The organism is Helcobacillus sp. ACRRO (assembly GCF_022347125.1).
In the GTDB taxonomy this organism is placed as follows: domain Bacteria; phylum Actinomycetota; class Actinomycetes; order Actinomycetales; family Dermabacteraceae; genus Helcobacillus; species Helcobacillus massiliensis.
In genome coordinates this window covers 19,815-39,888 of sequence record NZ_JAKRNG010000003.1, presented here as the reverse complement: position 1 = coordinate 39,888, position 20,074 = coordinate 19,815, and the positions used below count along the sequence as shown (strand labels likewise).

19 protein-coding genes are annotated in these 20,074 nt (G+C 68.2%); 9 read left to right on the top strand and 10 right to left on the bottom strand.

Annotated features, from left to right (window positions below; all coding sequences use genetic code 11):
• Window positions 1-7: 7 nt before the first annotated feature.
• Window positions 8-619, bottom strand: a complete 612-nt coding sequence (locus MHY20_RS01655; RefSeq protein ID WP_239374128.1) for a hypothetical protein — start codon at window positions 617-619, stop codon at window positions 8-10.
• Between the two features lie 530 nt (window positions 620-1,149).
• Complete coding sequence (locus MHY20_RS01650) at window positions 1,150-1,833, bottom strand: DUF6318 family protein (protein ID WP_239374126.1); 684 nt, start codon at window positions 1,831-1,833, stop codon at window positions 1,150-1,152.
• Between the two features lie 338 nt (window positions 1,834-2,171).
• Between MHY20_RS01650 and MHY20_RS01645 the strand changes: the two genes are divergently transcribed.
• A complete protein-coding gene (locus MHY20_RS01645; RefSeq protein ID WP_239374124.1) occupies window positions 2,172-3,428 on the top strand; it encodes a DUF222 domain-containing protein in 1,257 nt (418 codons plus the stop codon).
• A gap of 428 nt (window positions 3,429-3,856) precedes the next feature.
• Window positions 3,857-4,264, top strand: a complete 408-nt coding sequence (locus MHY20_RS01640; protein WP_343064044.1) for an ankyrin repeat domain-containing protein — start codon at window positions 3,857-3,859, stop codon at window positions 4,262-4,264.
• A 22-nt stretch (window positions 4,265-4,286) separates the two neighbouring features.
• Here the strand turns inward: MHY20_RS01640 and MHY20_RS01635 are convergent, their stop codons facing one another.
• Genes MHY20_RS01635 through MHY20_RS01620 form a run of 4 tightly spaced genes read right to left on the bottom strand, consistent with a single transcriptional unit; the run spans window position 4,287 to window position 6,882 of the window.
• The gene (locus MHY20_RS01635) at window positions 4,287-4,772 is read right to left on the bottom strand and encodes a GNAT family N-acetyltransferase (RefSeq protein ID WP_239374122.1); all 486 of its coding nucleotides are present in this window, start codon (window positions 4,770-4,772) and stop codon (window positions 4,287-4,289) included.
• The gene (locus tag MHY20_RS01630) at window positions 4,772-5,776 is read right to left on the bottom strand and encodes an Fpg/Nei family DNA glycosylase (RefSeq protein WP_239374120.1); all 1,005 of its coding nucleotides are present in this window, start codon (window positions 5,774-5,776) and stop codon (window positions 4,772-4,774) included. Before MHY20_RS01630 ends, MHY20_RS01635 begins: the two co-directional genes overlap by 1 nt.
• A 1-nt stretch (window position 5,777) precedes the next feature.
• Window positions 5,778-6,233 carry a ribose-5-phosphate isomerase gene (locus tag MHY20_RS01625; protein ID WP_183375022.1) on the bottom strand — a complete coding sequence of 152 codons (456 nt, stop codon included), beginning with the start codon at window positions 6,231-6,233 and terminating at the stop codon, window positions 5,778-5,780.
• 43 nt (window positions 6,234-6,276) lie between these two features.
• A complete protein-coding gene (locus tag MHY20_RS01620) occupies window positions 6,277-6,882 on the bottom strand; it encodes a DsbA family protein (RefSeq protein ID WP_239374118.1) in 606 nt (201 codons plus the stop codon).
• A 107-nt stretch (window positions 6,883-6,989) separates the two neighbouring features.
• On the opposite strand from MHY20_RS01620, the gene MHY20_RS01615 reads away from it, so the two are divergent.
• The 6 genes from MHY20_RS01615 (at window position 6,990) to MHY20_RS01590 (ending at window position 15,489) form a co-directional block, all read left to right on the top strand.
• Window positions 6,990-8,747: an ABC transporter ATP-binding protein gene (locus MHY20_RS01615; protein WP_239374115.1), complete on the top strand. Its 1,758-nt coding sequence runs from the start codon at window positions 6,990-6,992 to the stop codon at window positions 8,745-8,747.
• The gene (locus MHY20_RS01610) at window positions 8,744-10,579 is read left to right on the top strand and encodes an ABC transporter ATP-binding protein (RefSeq protein ID WP_239374112.1); all 1,836 of its coding nucleotides are present in this window, start codon (window positions 8,744-8,746) and stop codon (window positions 10,577-10,579) included. Before MHY20_RS01615 ends, MHY20_RS01610 begins: the two co-directional genes overlap by 4 nt.
• 132 nt (window positions 10,580-10,711) lie before the next feature.
• On the top strand, window positions 10,712-11,380 hold the full coding sequence (locus tag MHY20_RS01605; RefSeq protein ID WP_239374109.1) for a DUF402 domain-containing protein: 669 nt from the start codon (window positions 10,712-10,714) through the stop codon (window positions 11,378-11,380).
• Window positions 11,381-11,450: 70 nt separating this feature from the next.
• Window positions 11,451-14,015 carry an aminopeptidase N gene (gene pepN, locus MHY20_RS01600; RefSeq protein WP_183375027.1) on the top strand — a complete coding sequence of 855 codons (2,565 nt, stop codon included), beginning with the start codon at window positions 11,451-11,453 and terminating at the stop codon, window positions 14,013-14,015.
• 80 nt (window positions 14,016-14,095) lie between these two features.
• Complete coding sequence (locus tag MHY20_RS01595) at window positions 14,096-15,022, top strand: mechanosensitive ion channel family protein (RefSeq protein ID WP_183375028.1); 927 nt, start codon at window positions 14,096-14,098, stop codon at window positions 15,020-15,022.
• 2 nt (window positions 15,023-15,024) lie between these two features.
• Window positions 15,025-15,489 (top strand): globin, encoded by a 465-nt coding sequence (locus MHY20_RS01590; RefSeq protein ID WP_285262422.1) that lies wholly within the window; start codon window positions 15,025-15,027, stop codon window positions 15,487-15,489.
• Between the two features lie 19 nt (window positions 15,490-15,508).
• On the opposite strand, the gene MHY20_RS01585 is transcribed toward MHY20_RS01590, so the two are convergent.
• Genes MHY20_RS01585 through MHY20_RS01575 form a run of 3 tightly spaced genes read right to left on the bottom strand, consistent with a single transcriptional unit; the run spans window position 15,509 to window position 17,667 of the window.
• Window positions 15,509-15,982, bottom strand: a complete 474-nt coding sequence (locus tag MHY20_RS01585; RefSeq protein WP_239374105.1) for a thioesterase family protein — start codon at window positions 15,980-15,982, stop codon at window positions 15,509-15,511.
• Between the two features lie 26 nt (window positions 15,983-16,008).
• Window positions 16,009-17,340 carry a sodium:glutamate symporter gene (locus tag MHY20_RS01580; RefSeq protein WP_239374103.1) on the bottom strand — a complete coding sequence of 444 codons (1,332 nt, stop codon included), beginning with the start codon at window positions 17,338-17,340 and terminating at the stop codon, window positions 16,009-16,011.
• Window positions 17,341-17,346: 6 nt separating this feature from the next.
• Window positions 17,347-17,667, bottom strand: a complete 321-nt coding sequence (locus MHY20_RS01575; protein WP_183375031.1) for a putative quinol monooxygenase — start codon at window positions 17,665-17,667, stop codon at window positions 17,347-17,349.
• Window positions 17,668-17,787: 120 nt separating this feature from the next.
• Between MHY20_RS01575 and MHY20_RS01570 the strand changes: the two genes are divergently transcribed.
• Window positions 17,788-18,702, top strand: coding sequence for an acyl-CoA thioesterase II (locus MHY20_RS01570; protein WP_183375033.1), 915 nt, complete (start codon window positions 17,788-17,790; stop codon window positions 18,700-18,702).
• Window positions 18,703-18,723: 21 nt separating this feature from the next.
• Here MHY20_RS01570 and MHY20_RS01565 read toward each other — a convergent pair whose 3' ends face one another.
• Window positions 18,724-20,058: a sugar ABC transporter substrate-binding protein gene (locus MHY20_RS01565; RefSeq protein WP_239374100.1), complete on the bottom strand. Its 1,335-nt coding sequence runs from the start codon at window positions 20,056-20,058 to the stop codon at window positions 18,724-18,726.
• Window positions 20,059-20,074: the final 16 nt, after the last annotated feature.

Here is a 20,074-nt window from a genome sequence, read left to right as displayed (position 1 = left end):
CGCCGGCTCATCCGCGCCGGGCACCGCGTTCGCGGATTCGGTCGAGGCGCTTCTTCTCATAGCGGTCGTTCATGGCCTCGGTCAGGTCGCGATGCTCAGCCGCTGGGTCCTGTCGGCCGAGGTTCTCAGCGGTGCGCGGCGGCACCTCGATCGGCTTCGCCTCGTAGTTCTCACCCGTGAGCCGGGCCCGCAGCGACTTCGAATAGAACCAGCCAGGGTCGGAATCGAGCGTGACCGTGCCGTCGATCGGGATCTCCTCACCGCCGTCGATGGAATAGCTGCCGGAGTAGGTGGTGCGGATCGTGACCTGGTACCAGCCCTGGAACCGGTAGTAATGGAAGATCGCGCCCGGCCCCTTCTTCGTCGGCGCCCCACCCGGGAACGTGGTGGTGAGGGTGTTGCCGTCGCCGAGGTCCCATTCGTAGGACTCAGCGCGCGCAGTGATCGTCACTTCGTGGCCGAGGATGGTCTGGGTGTGCGTCTGCACTTCGTCGCCCTTGGCCCAGTACGTGATCGGGATCCGCACCGGAACGTAGTCGAAACCGGGCGCCCGCATGCCTGTGGGCGGCGTGATGACCAGTTCACCGAACCCGGTGGCGTTCGCCTGCACCGTCGGCATTGCCTCGGCTTCCTGTGCAGCGGGTTTCGCCGGCTCAGCCGGTTTCGCGGTGCAAGGCCGCATCCCTTCGGGTACTGGTGATCCGCGCCGGCGGTAGGCGACGGACTGTGCACCAGTCGCCGAATCCTCGAGACAGGTCAGTTCCCCAACACCGCACGACGCGACTGCGCCGGGGATGCACCCTTCACCTTCGATCGAGCTCTGCAACGAGATGAACCGCGGAGGCTTTCGGCGTGGTGCTTTCGCGTTTCGTGTGCGCTGCGATCGTTGGGGAAGCACTGTGGCCTTTTTATCCTTCGAACGGAACCCATGGTCCATCTCGACACGCCCCGGGGAGTCACCCACACGACTTGCCTTCTTCTTCGCCACCGTCAAGGCTCCTGCCTCGTCGTCCGAATCGGCTTCCCATCCGTAAGCGCTCCGTACCTGCATAGCAGTCGATGCATCGGGCGACCCACACACGATTCCTACAAGCAAAGCACCACTCAGCGCCGATTTGAAGGACACGCGATAACCAAGGAGTCCACATCTCACGACTGGTCCTCCGATGCAATGCTGAGAAGCTTCCAGTTCTTCCCGTCCCACTCCATGAGGGCCGCGAAGGCGAAGTGCTTACCAGCAATCTCCTCCATCACACCGTCGGACGTGACTACACGGCCCGGTGGCGTTTCTACGTCGAGATACGGGCCCTCCTTGTCGCCCGCTCGGACGTAATCTTTTTCGAGCACTACGACGCGACGCTCAGATGCATATTTGCCAGCCTTGATCCGCTCGTTGATCTTTGCTCTCGCGGACATACAAGCCGAACACTCAGAGTCATTCACGACGAGCCGCACCGGGGCGTCATCACCAGTTGCTTCGAAGTAATACATCGCGTCCAGATAGAAATGGAGCGCGGCGATCTGCCCGTCCTGGCTCTCCTCGTAGAACCCGGGGTAGTCCTTGGGGTCGGGGGCCTTGAGGTCGCGGTTCTCCGGCGGGAGCTGGCTCTTGTCGATGGCGGCATCCGTCGGCTTCGCAGCGGCGCCACCGCCGCCATCGGATGCGACTGAGCCATCACCGCCTGCGTCGGATGCCGGCGCACCTGCACTGGGCTCCGGCTTCGGTGTGATCACCGGCGGCTCGTCCTTCGACGCGCACCCGGCGGCGCTGACTGTGAGCATGAGCGCCGCAGCGGCGGTACTGAAGGAACGGCGCAGGACGCGAGGGGACATCGGTGTCTCCTTCGGGAAGGGGAATAGTCGTACCCACGACCCAACCAGCTCACCAGCACCCGCGGGCGTGAATCACAGAAATTGTGGACAGACCGTGACCTCTCGCAGTCCTCGTCGACCTCACGCCGTTACTGGGTACGACCACTTCTCCACAGCGAAAACCCGGCAGAAACCAGCCCTGACCAGCAGGAACAGAACCCCCGACTTTAAATGTCGCACCCCTCTCCTACGCTGACGGCACGACCGGAACCCCACGGAACAGACGTCCACACAGCACAGACCGGCGGTTCCCTCGCCGGGGGACCACTCGACTATCAGCGAAAGGAGGCGACTCAGCGATGGCGATTGATCTCGGTCCCCTGCATGAGCTCCCGCGCTCAACCAACCCCACACTGGACCGCATACATTCCGCTGCGCTCGCTCTCGCTGAGGAGATCTCCACTCTGCACGACGAGCTCATGGCCGAGCCGCTGACCCACGCCGAAGAATACGGACCCGCCACCACCGTGGTCGCTACTGCGCGTGATCAGATCACCCTTCTCATGGGTTCTCTGGCTGCTCAGGCCACAGCGGCCACCGTCGCAGAGAACCCGCCCCACCCCAGCGACTCCGCCGCGGCTGCCCTGGCGAAACGCCAGATCGCGACTCGGGCCGCCGCCCATGAGATCGGCACATGGATGCGCCAGTCCCACCACAGGGCCCGCCGTCTCATCGCCGCTCACGCTCTGATGAACTCCTCCATGCCGAAGCTGCGTGACGCCGTTGCCGCCGGCAGGATCGACCACGAATCCGCCCTCGCCATCACGGGCGAAGCCGCGCTCGCGCCCACCCTTGAACACCAACAGCACCTGGACGATGTCCTTGCAGAAGACACAGCACGACTCTCTGCGGCGGGGACCCGCGCATGGCGCAATCAGGCGCGGCGCCGCATAGCCGAACTGGATCCGCAGGTCCTCCGCGACCGGACCCGACGCGCCCACCACAATCGGCGCGTCACCATCCACGACGCCGACGACGGCACCAGCATCATCCGCGCCGTCCTCCCCCGCCTGAACGCCCACCGTGCCTTCACCGCACTCGAAGCCGCCGCGAACACGCTCATCTGCGAACGGAACAATGAGCCGTGCCCTGACGTCGGGGGCATCGGGGGCGCCGACGGGGACCCGATCAGCAGAACCAGCGCATCACAGCAGGCTGCGGGCACGACAGGAATGAAACGTTTCCAATTGACACGTCATCAGGCGATGGCGGATGCCTTCGCCCAGATCATCACCGGGGACCGGCCCGCATCGCCTTCCAGTCTCACCCTCAACATCGTTATGACGGACCGGCAGCTGCTCGAGCCGGACAAGGGCGGGCCCGCACTGATCGACGGCTACACCCCCGTCCCGCTCGAGGAACTCGTCAGCGCGATCCGAAGGAACCCGGACACCGCCTGGATCCGCCGGCTGTTCACCCACCCCACAAGCGGGCAGCTCATCCACATGGAACAGAAGAAGCGCCGATTCACCGGCGCCATGGCCGAATTCATCCGCATGCGCGCCGGGGGGGATCTGCGAAGCGCCCTATTGCAACGGCACCGCCACCCACACTGACCACATTCACCCCGCCACCCGCGGAGGACCGACCAGCATCCGCAACGGCGCCGCGCTCGACGCCTCCGACAACCTCACCAAGGCGGACCACATCCACAAGGCCCGTCCCACACCGAGGGGTGACGGTCTGACGTGGGCGAGCACCGTCGGCATCATCACCACCCACTACCCGAGCTACAGCCCAGCAGCACCAATCCACCGAAGTCCGGCCGGAGCCACCAGCACTCCGGCGACGGAACACGAGCGGACCCGCAGCACCCCGCTGCGCCGAAGACTCATGACGGCGTGCGACTATCTCCCACCGCCGCGCACCATGCGGATGATCCAGTGACCCTTCGCAGTGGATTCACCGCGTCCCCGCGTGCAGACAGCGGGGACACTCGGGATTACGCGGGCGCCCATGAATGGGCCCCGATAGGCTGGGATGCGTGAACACCGACTTCTCTGAGAACTCCATGCCAGATGCCGACGCCATCGAACTCGCCAACGCCATCATGGACGCTGCCCGCGCCGGCGAATTGGAACTGCTGCGCCCCGCGCTCGACGCCGGCGCTCCCCTCGATATGCAGAACGCCAACGGCGACACCATGATCATGCTCGCCGCCTACCACGGCCACACCGACCTCGTGCGCGAACTCATCGAACGCGGGGCCGACGTGGACCGCCAGAACGATCGCGGTCAGACCCCCATCGCCGGCGCCGTGTTCAAGAACGACATCGACACCGTGAGAGCACTCAAAGACGGCGGCGCCGACCTCGACGCCGGGAACCCGTCGGCCCGCGCCACCGCCGAATTCTTCCAGCGCACCGACATGACGGAGCTGTTCAACTCCTGACCCCCGCGGCGGCGACGCGGCCTCAGCGGTGCCGGAACTCCATCGGCACGTGGTCGATGCCGGCTTCCATGAAGTGATCGCCCGTGGTCACGTACCCCATGCCGAGGTACCACTGCTCCAGGTAGGACTGCGCGTCGATCTTCACCACACGGTCTGCGTCGATCTGCTCCGTCAGATCGAGGCCCGCCCGCATCACGCGGCCGCCCAGGCCCAGCCTCCGCGCGTCCTTGCTGACCGCGAGACGCCCGATGCGAAGATTCGCGCCATCATCCAGGACACGAAGATGCGCCAGCGGAATACCGTCGCGCTCGCACCACACGAGGCGGGTGCCGTCCTCAGTCTCGCGACCATCCAGATCCGCGTCCGTGGCGCCCTGCTCCATCGTGAACACGTCCTGCCTCAGCTTCGCCAGCAGGTACACCATGACCGGGTCGATGTCCCGGATGTGAGCGGCATGCATCGTGATGCCCTCCGGAAGGTCAGCATCCAGGGTGATCAGGGTCGACATCAAACAGCTCCTTCGGGGTCGGCCCACGGGCCGGCGGGATGGTCAAGGATCCAACGGGCGGCGTTGACGCGCCGGCGCTGGCAGCGGGGACACCAGAACACGGTGCGGCCCTGCATCATCGCGGTGCGGATCGTCGCATCGCAGATGCGGCACGGCAGGTTCTGCCGGTGGTACACGTAGAACGACTCCTCCCGCGGAACCGCATCCGGGTGGTCGTCATCGTTCTGGTAGGTCGGCACGGACCGCTCCTGGATCGCGGCGTGGATCGCCCGATGCTCCGGCTGCGTGGTGACGATGCGGCCGGTGCGCCGCCCGTAGCGGATCAGCGGCACCAGGTCGTCCCAGATCGCGCGAATCGCGGGTCGCGACAGGTCCCGGCCGGGCACATAGGGGTCCAGGCGAGCCCTGAACAGCAGCTCGGCGCGGTAGATGTTGCCGATGCCGGCGACGACCTGCTGGTTCATCAGCAGCGCACCGATCGTGGTCCGCGAGCGCTTCACCACGTCCACGAACACGTCGGGATCGGCATCAGCGCGCAGCGGGTCCGGGCCGAGCCGGGCCGTGACCTCAGCGCGGCCGGCGGAGTCGATGATGCGGCACTGGTTCGGGCCGGTGAGATCGGCGAGGCCGTGGTGGCCGGTGATGCGCAGGCGCACGTTCTGTCCCGGCTGGATCAGCCGCCAGTCCGTGCCCTCCTCATGGATGCGGTTGCGGGGCGCACCGATCGCGTGCGCGATCGCGAAATCGGCGTCGCCGGCGAACGTCCACGACCCGTACAGTCCCAGGTGGATGTGGACGAACAGGGTGGGGTCGGTGTCGGCGTCGGGCGAGAACGGCAGGAAGAGGTGCTTGCCGAACGCGTCGGCCGGGTGGAGGTGCCAGCCGTCCAGCTGGGCCGCCTCCTCGGCGAACCGGCCCTGCGGTGACGACAGCCGCACCCGGGTGTCCCCGAATGCGGCTGTGATCGCGCGGGCCAGTCGATGGATCGAATGGCCTTCGGGCATCTCAGTAGGCGCCGGTGGTTTCGAACGTCGCGATCTTCTCGATGCGGCGCACGTGACGCTCATCGCCGCTGAACGGCTCGGCGAGGAAGAGGTCGATCAGGTGCTCCAGTTCGTCCTCCGTGTGCTGGCGGGCACCGACGGAGATCACGTTGGCGTCGTTGTGCTGGCGGGCGAGCTTGGCGGTGTCCTCGTTCCAGACGAGGGCGGCGCGCACGCCCTTCACCTTGTTCGCGGCGATCTGCTCACCATTGCCGGAGCCGCCGATGACGATGCCGAAGCTGCCGGGCGCGGCGACCACGGCTTCGCCGACTGCGGTGCAGAACGGCGGGTAGTCGTCGAGGGCGTCGTAGGTGTGGGCGCCGTGGTCGGTGACCTCGTGGCCCTTCGCCTTCAGTGCCTCGACCAGGCGGTTCTTGAGTTCGAAGCCGGCGTGGTCGGTGCCGATGTGGACCTGCATGGACGGTGCTCCTTGGGTGTGGTGGGGGTGGGGGCCGACGGGGTCAGGAGAAGTCGAGGGGGTCGCGCTTGCGCTTGAGCTCCGCGAAGCCGTTGATCTCCGCCATCGTGGCCATGGCGTCGAGCAGCCGGCCGGCTTCTTCGCCGCGCGGGGCGCGGGAGAGGACGGGACCGAAGTAGGCGGTACCGGAGCCGAAGGAGATGACGGGGGTGCCGACGTCATCGCCCACGAGGTCCTGTGCCCGCTTCTGTGCGGCGCGCAGCGCGTCGTCGTTCGTGTCGGTGTCCATCGCATCGGCGAGGTCCGTCGGCAGGCCGGCCTCCTCGAGCGCCTCGACGGCGACGCGGCGGTAGTCGTCCTTCTGGTCCTGGACGTGGAAGCGTGTGCCCCAGGCGGTGTACCAGGTGGAGAAGGCGTCCTGGCCGTGCTGCTCGTCGATGGCGAGCTGCAGGCGGGCAGGGCCCCACGCCTTCCGCATCGCCTCCATGTAGTCGGGGTCGAGGTCGCGTCCTTCGTTGAGGACGGACAGGCTCATCGGCTGGAAGCGGATCCGGACGTCCCGCACCTCAGCGGCGTTGAGCGCCCAGCGGCTGGTCAGCCAGGCGAACGGGCAGGTCGGGTCAACGAAGACGTCGACGATCTGGGCCATGGACTGGTTCCTCCTCGAATCGTGCAGTCAGCCCCTCCATTGTGTCAGAGCCCGGCCGCTGGGAAATCCACTTGCCACCAGGCGACCGGGGCGGTTGGATCGAGGTCATGACTTCTCCGACTGCGGCGCACGTGCGCACTCTGCGCACCATCATCGCTCGACACCCCGCGAAGGTGACCGCCGCAGTCGCCGCCTCCATCGTCACGGAAACCCTCGAGATGAGCGTTCCGATCATCTTCGGCTTCGCCGTGGACCGCGGCATCCTCGGCGGCGACCTCACCCTCCTGCTGCAGCTCGCGGCGCTGGCGGTGCTGGTGCGCCTCGTGGCGATGGCGGCATGGTCGTTCAGCTTCCACTGGGCGATGCAGCTGCGGATGGCGGAGCAGCACAACCTGCGGGTCGCGCTGACCGCCGCGGCGCTGCACCCCGGTTCGCGGCCGGTGGACCGGCCCGCCGGTGAGGTGCTGTCGATCGCGACAAGCGACGCCGACAATGCGCCCGACTTCTTCGACATGATCGGGTGGGCGCTGCCCGCCGCGATCGCCGTGCTCGGCGCCGGCGCGTGGATGGCGTTCGTGTCACCGTGGCTGGGGCTGGCGGTGCTGATCGGGATCCTGCTGGAGATCGTCGGCCTGAGGGTGGTGACGCCGGTGCTGTCCCGCAAGTACGACGACCAGCAGTCCCGCGCCGCCGACGCCGCCTCCACCGCAACCGACCTCGTGCACGGCCTGCGGGTGCTGCAGGGCCTCGGTGTGCAGCACCGGGCCCGGCTCAACTACCGGGCGTCGTCCCGGGTCGCGCTGCGGGCGGCGCTGACGAACGCTCGGTTCTCCGGTGTCGCCAACGGGATGATGATCCTGGTGTCCACGCTGATGATCGCGTCGGTGGTGGTGCTCGCGGCGTCTCTGACGCTCAGCGGCGCTATCACCGTCGGTGCCCTGATCGCGGTGGTGTCGCTGATCCGCACCATGTCGGGAATGATGCACGGCCTGTCCGGTGTGCCCGTGTGGTGGGCGTCGATCTCCACATCCGCGAAGCGCATCGACCGCCTGATGGCGGACTTCGGCCGCACCCACGAGGACCCCGTGATCCGCGAGGCGATCGCCGCGTCGCCGGCCGTTGGCGAAGCGGCGCCGGTGACGCGCGGCAACGGGCCGCGTCGGGACGGCGTCGGCCCCCTCGCCCTGGAGCTGCCGGACGGCCGCATCGAGGTGACCGACGGGGAGGTCGTCGGTGTTGTTGCACCGACTGCGCGGGACGCCCACACCGTCCTGACGGCGCTCGCCGGAACGGCTGGGGACGCGTCGGCGTCGCTCGGTGGGGAGGCGATCACGCCGGGCACGCTGCAGGAGCGTCGACGGGACCTGCTGATCGAACCGCACACCGTGGACCTCTTCGACGGCACGCTGCGCGAACAGCTCGCGACCCGCGCCCCCGAGAAGAGCGTCGACCACCTCGACGACGGGGACGCGTGGGCGCGCAGCGCACTGGAGGCGGCGGGGGCCCTCGATCTGCTGGGGATCCTGTCCGACGGGTTCGACACCCGCATCCAGGACCGCGGCTCGAACCTGTCGGGCGGGCAGCGGCAGCGCCTTGCGCTCGCCCGCGCCGTCGCCGCTGATCCGCCGGCGCTGGTGCTGCACGACCCCACGACCGCGGTCGACGCGGTGACCGAGCAGAACATCGGGGAAGCGCTCGCCGCCGCGCGGCGCGTCCCGGACCGGCTGACCCTGATCCTCACGCGCGCCCCGTCCCTGCTGGTGCAGGCGGACAGGGTGGTGTTCCTCGCGCCGACGGGTGCGGTCAGCGGCACGCACTTCGACCTGATGGAACGGGACGACTATGCGGAGGTGGTGAAGCGATGACCATGCCGACCAACGAGGCCAGCGAACGGGAGCTCGACCTCATCACCTCGATGCGGGAGGAGGACGATGTCGCCCGGCAGCTGTCCCGCCATGCCGAACTGCTGCCGATCGCGACCGGCCGGCAGACCCTTCGCTTCCTGCTGACGCGCCTGGGTTCGATGCGCCTCGCGTTCGTGCTGATGGTGCTGACGGTGCTCGCCGCCGCGATCGCCGGGGCTGCGGTGCCTCGCCTCATCGGCACCGTCGTCGATGTGGTGACCGCGCCCGAGGGCGGCCGCATGGAGGGCGTGTGGGTGCTCGCCGCGGTGATGGTCGGCGTCGGGGTGCTGCAGGCGGTGTGCTCTGCACTCGGGCAGGCGCAGGTGTCCGCGCTCGGGCAGCGTCTCCTGGCGGGGATGCGCGAGGACGTCATCGACCGCGCCCTCGACCTGCCGGCGCAGACGATGGAGCGGGCCGGGATCGGCGATGCCCTCTCCCGTGTCGCCGACGACGTCGCCGTCACCGCGAAGGCCGTCACGAACATCGTCCCGTGGATCATCACCGTCACCTTCCAGATCACGATCACGCTGGTGGCGCTGGCGATGCTGTCGCCGTACCTGCTGCTGGTCGTAATGGCGATCCTGCCGTTCTACATCGCGGCGCTGCGCTGGTTCCTTCCGCGCACGAACCGCATCTACCGGGTGGAGCGGATCGCGCTGGGGGCGCGAGCGCAGGGCCTGCTGTCCGCCATCAACGGTGTGCCGACGGTCCACGCCTACGAGATCGAGCAGCGCGAGACGCGGCATGTCGCGGCGCTGTCGCGCTCCGCCTATTCGCTGAAGATGCGGATCATGAACCTGGTGATCTCGGTGGCCTGGATCATGACAGTGCCGGAGCTGCTGGCGATCACCCTGGTGCTGGTCCTGGGCTTCTTCCTGGTGAACTCCGTCGGGGTGCCGGTCGGGGTGGTGGCGTCGGCCGGGATCTACATTCTGACCCTGCTGTGGCCGCTGCAGTCGCTGATCTTCTCCCTGGATGATGCGCAGTCGGCGGCGGCGTCGCTGATGCGGATGGTGGGCGTGATCGTCTCCATCGACCCCGCGGTCTCCCCCGGGCCGGAAGAGCCGGCCGACGGGTCCGTGGAGCTGACGGGGATCGCGCACTCCTACGGGCAGCGCCGCGTTCTGGAGCCGATCGACCTCACGATCGAGGAGGGCGAGACGATCGCACTGGTGGGCGCCTCCGGTGCGGGGAAGTCCACCCTCGCGTCGATCATCGCGGGCACGCTGCGGCCCAGTGAGGGGACGGTGCGCCATGGCGGCGCCGATCTCTCGCGGGCGCAGCTGGACGCAGTGCGGGCGCATGCAGTGATCGTCAGCCAGGACGTGCACGTCTTCCACGGCACCCTCGCCGACGACCTGCGCCTCGCAGCGCCCGACGCGAGCGAGGAGGACCTGTGGGCGGCGCTGGGAACCGTCGGCGCGGACTCCTGGGCGGAGCTCCTCCCCCACCGGCTCGACACCGCGGTCGGGGAGAAGGGCGAGCGGCTGAGCGCGGAGCAGGCGCAGCAGCTGGCGCTCGCGCGCGTCGCGCTGAAGGACCCGGCGATCCTCGTGATGGACGAGGCGACCGCCGACGAGGGGTCCTCGGGTGCCCGGGTGCTGGAGCGCGCAGCGCTCGCTGTGGCCGAGGGCCGCACCACCGTCATCGTGGCGCACCGCCTCTCCCAGGCGATGCACGCCGATCGGATCCTCGTGATGGCGGACGGGCACGTGATCGAGTCCGGGTCGCATGCGGATCTGCTCGCGGCGGATGGTCAGTACGCGCGGCTGTGGGCGGCCTGGAGCCGGTGAGCGTTCAGGCGCTCCCGCGTGTGATCCGCTAGGCTCGACCCATACTCGATTCCCCCTCACGAGCGGAATCCACACCCGCGCCTCGGCCGGTCGCGCGTGTGCTCGTGGGGCTGACCAGGCCAGGAAAACGTGATGTCCCAGAAGCGATGGTCCCCCGGGGACCACGTGACCTGGACGTACTACACGCACGCGCACGACACCATCACCGTTCGGCCCGGCACGGTCGTCCTGGATGATGATCGCGGCATCGTGGTGTGGATCGCTCCGGGCACCGAAGTCCTCCTCCCCGTCCTGGAGTCCGGCGCGCCGCTGCGCCGAGCCGGCGACGAGGGCATGTTCACCGAGCAGCGCCACCAGTCCAAGCAGCTGTGGACCGGCAACGGCATCCTCATGATCGGCCTGCCCGACAAGCCGTACTCCGTGTGGCTGTTCTACCGAGACGACGGCACCCTCGGGTGCTACTACGTCAACCTCGAATCCCCCCTGGAGCGCACCGACGAAGGCGTCCGCTCCCGCGACATGGTCCTCGACCTCGTGGTGCTGCCGCGCCGCGACTACCACTACAAGGACGAGGACGAACTCGAAGGGGCGGAGCGCGTCGGCTACTTCTCCCCCCAGGAGGCGGACCAGATCCGCGCGTGGGGCCGCGAAGCCGAACGCGACATCCGCGCCTGGTGCTACCCCTTCAACGCCGGGTACGAGTACTTCTTCCCCAACCCCAGCTGGGGGACGCCTCCGCTGCCCGACCACTACACGTGGGAGAAGGACCTGACGGACCGGGAGACGCACCGCAAACGCTGATGCCTCCCCTCGGTGAGATCGGTGACACAATGGCACGGATCCACCCGCACCGACCGAAAGGGATGCCCGCGTGAGCGCCACCGAGAACCTGAAGCGCAGCGAAGCCCAGGAACGCGCCTCGTTCCTGTCCACCTCGACCTATGACGTCACCCTGGATCTGACGCAGGGGCCCACCACCTTCCTCACCGAGTCGACCATCCGCGTCACCTCCACCGAGGAGCGGGAGACGTTCGTGGACCTCATCGCCCCCGAGGTGCTGGAGATCGAGCTCAACGGCGAGCTGCTGGAGGACCCAGCGTCCCGCTTCGACGGCGCCCGCGTGCAGCTGCCCGCGCTGCAGAAGGGTGAGAACACCATCCGCATCCGGGCGAATGCCGCCTACATGAACACCGGTGAGGGCCTGCATCGCTTCGTCGACCCTGTAGACGACGAGGTGTACCTCTACTCCCAGTTCGAAGTGTCGGACGCGCGCCGCATGTTCGCCTGCTTCGAACAGCCCGACCTCAAGGCCGAGTTCACGTTCACGGTGACCGCACCCGCGCACTGGCGCGTCATCTCCATCGCCCCCACCCCGGAGCCGACGGATGCCGGCACCGACCAGAACGGGCAGCGGATCGCCACCTGGGCGTTCGAAGCGACCGAGCGGATCTCCACCTACCTGACGGCGCTGATCGCCGGCAAGTACGAGGGCGTGGAGGGCACGATCCGGTCGCGCGACGGCCGCGAGCTGAAGGCCGGCGTGTACGCCCGCGCCTCCCTCGCCGAGCACCTCGACGGGCAGAACATCATCGACGTCACCCAGCAGGGATTCGACTTCTACGAGGAGAAGTTCGACTGCCCCTACCCGTTCCGCAAGTACGACCAGGTGTTCGTGCCCGAGTACAACATGGGTGCGATGGAGCACCCCGGTGCCGTCACCTACGTGGAGGCGTACGTGTTCCGCTCCGACGTCTCCGACGCCATCCGCGAGCGCCGCGACCTCACCATCCTCCACGAGCTCGCCCACATGTGGTTCGGCGACCTCGTCACCATGAAGTGGTGGGACGACCTCTGGCTGAACGAATCCTTCGCCGAATACGCCTCCACCCTCGCCTCCGCCGAAGCGACGAAGTGGACCACCGCATGGACCACCTTTGCCGGCTCCGAGAAGGCATGGGCGTACAACCAGGACCAGCTGCCGTCCACGCACCCGATCGTGGCGGACATGGTGGACTTCGACGCGGTCGAGACCAACTTCGACGGCATCACCTACGCGAAGGGCGCCTCTGTGCTGCGCCAGCTCGTCGCCTATGTGGGCGAGGACGCCTTCTTCGAAGGCCTGCGCGCCTACTTCCGCAAGCACGCCTGGGGGAACACGCAGCTGAAGGACCTGCTGGTGGAGCTGGAGGCGACCAGCGGACGCGACCTCACCTCCTGGTCAGCACTGTGGCTGGAGAAGGCGGGAGTGACGCTGCTGCGCCCGCAGATCGAGCGGGACCAGGACGGCGCCGTGGTGTCGTTCGCGGTTCTGCAGGAGGCCCCGTCGGACTACCCGACGCTGCGGCCGCACCGCCTGCGCATCGCCGGCTTCACCGAGCAGGACGGCGCGCTGGTGCGCACCGAGACAGTGGAGGTCGATGTCGACGGTGAGCGCACCGAGATCCCCGAGCTGACGGGCAAGCAGGCCGACCTGTGGCTCGTCAACGACGGCGACCTCGCCTACGCGAAGCTCCGCCTGGACGATGAGTCCCTCGCCACCGCGATGCAGAAGCTGTCCACCCTGGAGGACTCACTGGCCCGCACCCTCATCTGGTCGGCCGCCTGGGACATGGTGCGCGATGCTGAACTGCCCAGCCGCCGCTACCAGGAGCTGCTGGTGAACAACATCGCCGGTGAGACGGAGTCCTCCGTGATCCGCACCCTGCTCACCCGCCTCGATGCGGTGGCCGGCCACTACGCTGCGCCGGAGCAGCGCGCCGAGCGCGAAGCCGCCGCCGGCGACGCGCTGTGGCGCCTGACCCAGCAGGCGGAGGCCGGCAGCGACGCGCAGCTGCAGTACCTGGAGGGCTTCCTCCGCAATGCTGTGACCGACGAGCAGGTGGAGCTCGCGCGCGCCCTGTTCGACGGCTCCCAGCAGCTGCCGGGCCGCGACATCGACACCGACCTGCGATGGAAGATCGTCATCGCCCTCGCCGCCGCCGGTGCCCTCGACGACGCCCAGATCGACGAGGTGCTCGCGTCCGACGACACGCAGAGCGGCCGCAAGTCCGCGCTCACCGCGCACGCCGCCCTACCGACGGAGGCTGCGAAGGCGAAGGCCTGGGAGGACACCGTGGAGAAGGACGAACTCGCCAACGAGTCCGTCACCTCCGTGGTGATCGGCTTCAACCAGGGGTCCAAGGAACTGCTCGACCCGTACACGGAGCGGTTCTTCGGCATGCTGAACACGGCGTGGGCGACCCGCTCCAGTGAGATCGCGAACCGCCTCGTGCAGGGGTACTTCCCGGCGAAGTTCCCCAGCCAGAAGGTCGTGGACCTGTCCACGCAGTGGCTGGAGGAGAACGCCGACAAGCCGATGGGTCAGCGGCGCCCCATCCTCGAGGGTCGGGACACGGTGCAGCGCGCCCTGCGGGTGCAGCGCGCCGACGCGCACTGATCCAGGTCAGAGCCGCACAGTCAGCGGAGCGGAGGCTCCGCTGACTGTGCTCCCATCCGCGGGGGCTAGCCTGTTGCCCTATGCTGATCTCTGCTCCCACTTCAGACGACGCCCTCAGTTGGCTGGACCACGCCGGCGCCTGGCTGCTCGATCACGGCGTGAAGATCCTGCTGATCATCATTCTCGCCTTGGCCGCGCGGTACGTCGCCGCGATACTGATCCGGCGGGTGGTGCGCACTATGCTGGACTCCGGCACCCGCATCTCCGCGATGACGAACGCCGCAATCCGCCGCACCGAGCACGCGGGTGAGCAGGAACGCGCCCAGCAGCGCCGGCAGCAGCGCGCCCAGACCCTCTCCCAGGTCGCCGGGAACGTAGCCGCGCTGATCATCGGCGCGCTCGCCAGCGTGATGGTGCTGTCCGAACTCGGCATCGACATCGCCCCCGTCATCGCCGGTCTCGGCGTGGTGGGCCTCGCCGCCGGCATCGGTGCGCAGACCATCATCAAGGACATCGTGGCAGGTGTGGTGATGCTGTTCGAGGACATCGTCGCCGTCGGCGACTTCGTGGACCTCGAGTACGCCACCGGCACGGTGGAGAGCATCAATCTGCGCGCCACGCAGCTGCGCTCCATCGACGGCGTGCTGTGGACCGTCCGCAATGGCGAGATCATCCGCATCGGCAACATGTCCCGCGGCTTCGCCACCGCTCTGGTGAAGCTCGACCTCGACCTGTCCAACGACGACGTCCACGTCACCGAGGTGCTGCAGCGCGTCACCGACGCCCTGTGGCGCGACACCACGTGGGAGAAGGTGCTGCTGGACAAGCCGCAGATCAGCGGCATCCTGTCCATCGACGGCGCCCGCTACCAGCGCCGCGTCACCCTGAAGTCGGCGCCCGGCCGCCAGTGGGAGGTGGAGCAGGAGCTGCGCCGCCGCATCCGTCGGGCGTTCCAGGATGAGAAGATCAGCTTCGCACTCCCCCGATTCCAGGAAGCAGGTCAGTGACCGTGACCATCCCCCTCCAGCCGACCCGCGGCCGCGACGACGACCAGCAGAGCGTGTACGACGCCGTCGGCGGGATGCCCACCTTCACCGCCATCGTCGACCGCTTCTACGAGGGTGTCGCCGAGGATCCGCTGCTGCGCCCCATGTACCCCGAGGACGAGCTCGACGGCGCGAAGGACCGCCTGCGGATGTTCCTCGTCCAGTACTGGGGCGGGCCGAAGGACTACGGGGCGCAGCGCGGCCACCCGCGCCTGCGGATGCGCCACGCAGTCTTCCCCGTCTCCCCCGACGCCGCCGACGCCTGGCTGCGCCACATGACCACGGCCGTGACCGAGCAGCAGCTGCCGCCGCTGTACGAAGGCCTCATGCTCGACTACATGGACCGGGCGGCCCGCTCCCTGATCAACACCGTCAACGGCGGTGAAGCGCCGATGGCGGGCCGCACGATGCCCGACCACATGCAGTGACCGCGCAGGCCCGCTGAGGTCATTCGCGGAAGGTGAGCGGCTCCCCCATCCACGGGGCGAGCCGCTCACGCATATCGTCGTCGATGCGCGTCGGGCGGCCCGAGGAGTCCACCAGCACCACCACGGTGCGCGCCCGGATCAGCGCCTCATCCATCCGCCCCGGCGTGTGGAGCGTGTAGTCCACCGTCAGGGACGCGCCGCCGAGGCGGGAGATCCAGAGGCGGACCACGGCGCCGTCGCGTCGGTACTCCACCGGCTTCAGGTACTCGATCCGGTTCGAGGCGACGAAGGTCAGCAGGTCGCGGCCGTCAGCAGAGACCGGCAGCACGATCGGCGACTGCTTGGTGCCGCCGCCGAGCTGTTCCTGCGGCACCTCCCAGAACGCGTGGATGCGTGCCTCCTCCAGCAGGGTGAGGAGGGCTGCGTTGTTGACGTGGCCGTACGCGTCGAGGTCGGACCAGCGCAGCGGAACGGGAATGTCGATATGGGCCATGGGGGGTCGGGGATCCTTTCGAAGGGTCAGGGCTGGGCATGCCAGTGCCCGCGGTTCAGCCGCAGTGCGAACGCATAGATCGCGAGGGCGGCCACCGTCAGGCCGATGGCGAGGGGCCAGGCGAATCCGGCGATCACCAGGGCCGGCAGGAACGCCATCAGCACGATATCGCCCAGGTTGATCGGAATGTACGCCAGACCGTAGTAGTCGAGGGTCTTGGAGCGCATCTGCGGGTCCACGATCCGCAGCAGAGCGATGCCCATCGGGACGGTGCCGGTCTGCCAGCCGAAGCTGAACACGGACTGCTCGACCTTGTGGTCCCGGAACGACGGCTTCCACACGAACACGTAGGAGAAGAGCAGCAGGATCAGGCCGCCGACCAGCAGCAGCGCGAGCGGCTGCCAGTAGCGCGCCACCACCGCCGGGCTGATCGCCGCGATGCCGAAGGCGACGAGCAGGTCGGTGGCGGACCCGGAGACGCGGTTCATCGTCTCCGAATCGAGGACGCGGTCGGCGCCGGTGGTGCGCATCGCCAACAGGACGAGGCCGCCCACGATGAACGCGACGGCGAACGCAGGGAAGGAGAGGCCGCCGGTGACCTCGCTGAACCATTCGGAGATCAGGTACGCGGCGCCGGCGATCGCCGCGAGGATCGACGCATGCAGCATCAGCGGGTCGATGCTCATCGTGGAGACGGTGGCCCGGCCGATCGGGGCGCGGCTCTTCTGCTCCAGCACCCCGGTGCGCAGTTCGCGCGGCAGGTCCGCGAAGTCCTGCAGGTAGGCGGTGCCGCCCCGGCGCGATTCCAGTTTGATGATGGTGATGCCTCCGATGATCGCAACGAAGATGCCGATGGTGGCGGAGGTGAAGCCGAGCGAGGCTGCATCGGGCCACCGATCACCGAAGCCCTCCGCGACCGCTGCCGCGGTGCCGTGCCCGCCCATAAAGCCGGCGGCGAGCATGAGGCCGAATCCGTCGGGCAGGCCGCCGAAGATCAGTGACAGAAGCATCAGCGACATCAGCAGGCCGAAGCCCCACTGCATGAGGGTAGAGCCCTGCGTGACGGCCCACATGCTCCCCACGGAGCGGATCACGGACTTCACCGACACGATGCGCATCGTGAACGGCAGCGCCCCGAACACCACCGCGATCAGCAGGCCGGAGTACTGGCTGATCAGCTCGGAGAACGGGATCACTCCGAACACAGCTGGCCCGAGGATCAGTCCGAGGACACCGGCGATCAGAGAGGCGGGCAGGAACAGGGCCTGCACCGGTGGAACGGTGGCGCGGATCAGCGCCCCGACGGCCAGCAGCAGGCCCATCCATGCGAGGTCGAGGAAGACGTCCCAGGCGCTCACTGGGCGTCAGTCGACCTTCAGCTCACCCATGCGGTCCCAGCCCTCACCGTCGACGGTGCGGGAGATGATCTGCGGCGTGGCGGTGAGGAACGGCTTCATCGCCTCCAGGCCGGCGGCGAAATGGTCGGAGCTGACGTGCGCTTCGCCGGCGTCGTCCTTGAACGCCTCAACGAGCAGCACCTCGTTCTCGTTCTCGGTGGAGCGGTACCAGTCGAACCAGAGGTTGCCCTCTTCAGCGCGGGTGGCGGCGGTGAACTCGCCGACGGCCTCCAGGAACTCCTCGGCCTGGCCGTCCTTGACGGTGTACTTGACGTTGATGAGGATCATGGTCTCGCTCCTTCTCGACAGGGGTCAGATGCGTTGACTGTCCCACACCGCCCTGGGAGGCGACGGACGGCACGGGCACCGTCCGTCGCGCCCGGGTGCGTCCCCGCCTACGATGAGTCCATGAGCTTTCCTGATGACCGCGCCGTCACCGACGGCCTGCTGACCGTCCTGGACCTCCGCTCCGTCCCGTCCGGGGTCGACGACAGTCCCGTCCCCCACTCCCCCGCCGCCGACGCGTTCCGCTGCTTCGAAGGCGACTCCCACCCGCACCCGGGCGGTCACGTGTTCGGCGGCCAGGTGATGGGCCAGGCGGTGATGGCGGTGGGTCGGACCGTGCCGGAAGGGCGGCACATCCATTCGATGTTCTCGTACTTCCTGCGGCCCGGGGACCCGTCGGTCCCGATCCGGTTCGAAGTGGACTCCCTGCGGGACGGCCGCTCGTTCTCGGTGCGGCGCGTGCTGGCGATCCAGCATGAGAAGACGATCCTGGCGATGACGGCGTCCTTCCAGGAGGAGCAGGACGGCCTGGAGCACGCCGAGCCGATGCCGGAGGCGCCGGACCCGGAGACGCTGCCGACCACAGCGGACCACCTGCGCGACATCGACCACCCGGTGGCTCAGTACTGGGCGACGCAGCGGCCGATCGACATCCGCCACGTGGAACGGCCGATCTACCTAGCGCCGGACGAGTCAGGGCGCTCCCAGCAGATGGTGTGGATGAAGGTGCTGGCGCCGGTGGAGGCGGACCAGCTGACCCACGACGCGATCCTGTCGTTCGCATCCGACTACACGCCGTTCGAACCGATCCTGCGGCGCCAGGGCCTCGCGTGGACCACCCCCGGGATCCGCGCCGCCACCATCAACCACGCGATCTGGTGGCACTCGCGGCCCGATGTCAACGAGTGGATGCTGTTCGTGCAGCGGTCCCCGTCGGCCGCCGGTGGCCGCGGCCTCACCGAGGGCCTGCTGTACCGCCGCAGCGGTGAGCTGATCGCGACCGTCACCCAGGAGGGGATGATCCGCATCAAGGAGTGACGGCCGCGACCCGACAGGAGGTCACGCCATCGCGGCGTTGCCCTCCTTGACGGCCTGCGGCACGCCCTCCTCCGCCGGAACCTCACCGGCGAAGATCTGCTGGAACACCGGCATCACAGCCTCAAGGCCGGCGAGCGCCTTCGCGCCCGTGTCCGCCATCGCGGGGTCCTTCGCCGCCTCGATGAACTGCTGGACGTCATGGCCCTTGCCCTTCCAGAACTCCACGAACGCGGACTGCACATCCGTGTGGCCGGGGAAGCCGACGCCCTTGGCGCCGATCGGCTTCTGCCCCTCGGCGGAGCCCAGCCACTCCAGCAGCTTCTTCACCCCGTCCTGGTTCTCGTTCTTCGCGTTGCCGGCGGCGACCACGCCGTGCACCAGCGACTTCTGCCCCTTCGGGCCGCCCACCATCGGCGCGATCCCCCACTCGAAGGAGTCGCCCACGCCCTCCAGAATGTTCATCAGGTGGTAGGGACCGGACTGGAACAGGCCGAGCTTGCCCTGGATGAACTGGTCGCGCGCGAAGTCGCCGTTGGGGTTGGTGTCCGCGGCCGACGGGGCCACCTGCCAGGTGTTGACGAGGTCGGCCATGTACTTGAACGCGGCGACGCCCTCAGGCGTGTCGAACGCGTACGTGTCGTCCTTCTGCCACTCGGCGCCGTTGGAGGCGAGGAACGGGCCGATGATGGCCTGGCGGTCCGCCGCGGAGTTGAAGCCGAACTGCTGACGCGCGTTCGGGTCGAAGCCGGACTCGCCGGGCTTCTTTCCCGCCTTGTCCTTCGTGAGCTTCAGCGCGGCATCGCGCAGCGGATCGCTCTTCGCGGCGGGGTCGAAGCTCAGCTTCGTCGGGTCGACCTTCGCCTCGTCCGTCAGCTTCTTGTTGAAGAACAGGGCGATGGAGTCCCACAGCTGCGGCACGCCCCACAGGGAGCCGTCGCGGGTGTACAGCTCCACCACGGCCTTCTCCCAGGACGCGGCGGCGTCCTCCCCCAGGGTCTCGGTAATGTCCACGAGGTTGCCCGCCTGCTGGTACTGGGTGAAGGACGCGCTGTTCAGCCAGAACACGTCGGCGGCGTCACCGGAGGCGATGTCCAGCGGCAGGGTCTTCCAGTAGTCCGCCCACGGCACCACCTCGACCGCCGCCTCGATGCCGGTCTTCTCCGTGAACGCGTTCAGCGACTCCTCATAGGCGGGTTTGGCGACATCGTCCCAGATGCGCAGAGTCAGCTTCTTCGAGTCGGAGCCCGAGGACTTCGAGGACCCGTCGGAGGAGCTCTTCGACGGGGAGCAGGCGGCGAGCGCTCCAGCGGCGCCGGCGATGCCGGCGGAAGTGACGAAGGTGCGGCGAGTGACCATGGTGATTCCTTTCTAG